The organism is Streptomyces sp. DH12, assembly GCF_020873895.1.
GTDB lineage: Bacteria > Actinomycetota > Actinomycetes > Streptomycetales > Streptomycetaceae > Streptomyces.
Genome location: NZ_JAHWGT010001032.1, coordinates 1 through 456 on the forward strand (window position 1 = coordinate 1; position 456 = coordinate 456).

Here is a 456-nt window from a genome sequence, read left to right on the forward strand (position 1 = left end):
CAGGCGTCGGCCGTCCCGCCGCCGGAGCCGCCGTACTCCTCGGGCAGGCACACCCCCAGCCAGCCCAGGTCGGCGAGCCGGCGGTACAGCTCCGGACTGTGCGCCTCGCGGCCCCCGTCCGTCAGCGCGTCACGCTGTTCCCGGGTGCCGCACTCGCGCTTGGCGAAGTCGCGTACGGCCGCCGCGAACGCGGCCTGTTCCTCGGTGAGTCGACTGCCCATCAGGTCCTCCGGTATGCGGTGCCGGTCGGCGGCTCGGTCGGGTGGGGCGCATTCTGAGATACAAAGTTATGCTAGTTGTATCAGCGTCTCTCGGGGAGTCGTTCGCCGGTATCGTGAGGAGCACCATGAGAACTGACACGAACGACTCGTGGCTCGCCCGGGCCCTCGCCCGACCGGAGCCCGAGGACGACACGGCGCGGCGCATCCTCGACGCGGCACTGGAGCAGTTCACCCT

At 70.2% G+C, this 456-nt stretch carries 1 protein-coding gene and 1 pseudogene; one reads left to right on the top strand and one right to left on the bottom strand.

All coding sequences use genetic code 11. From position 1 onward, the window contains the following. A partial coding sequence (locus LPA54_RS38345) for an acyl-CoA dehydrogenase family protein (RefSeq protein WP_228984999.1) occupies positions 1–221 on the bottom strand: 221 nt, incomplete at its 3' end. A gap of 125 nt (positions 222–346) precedes the next feature. On the opposite strand from LPA54_RS38345, the pseudogene LPA54_RS42760 reads away from it, so the two are divergent. Continuing rightward, positions 347–456, top strand: a pseudogene (locus LPA54_RS42760) (TetR/AcrR family transcriptional regulator); the annotation flags it as partial.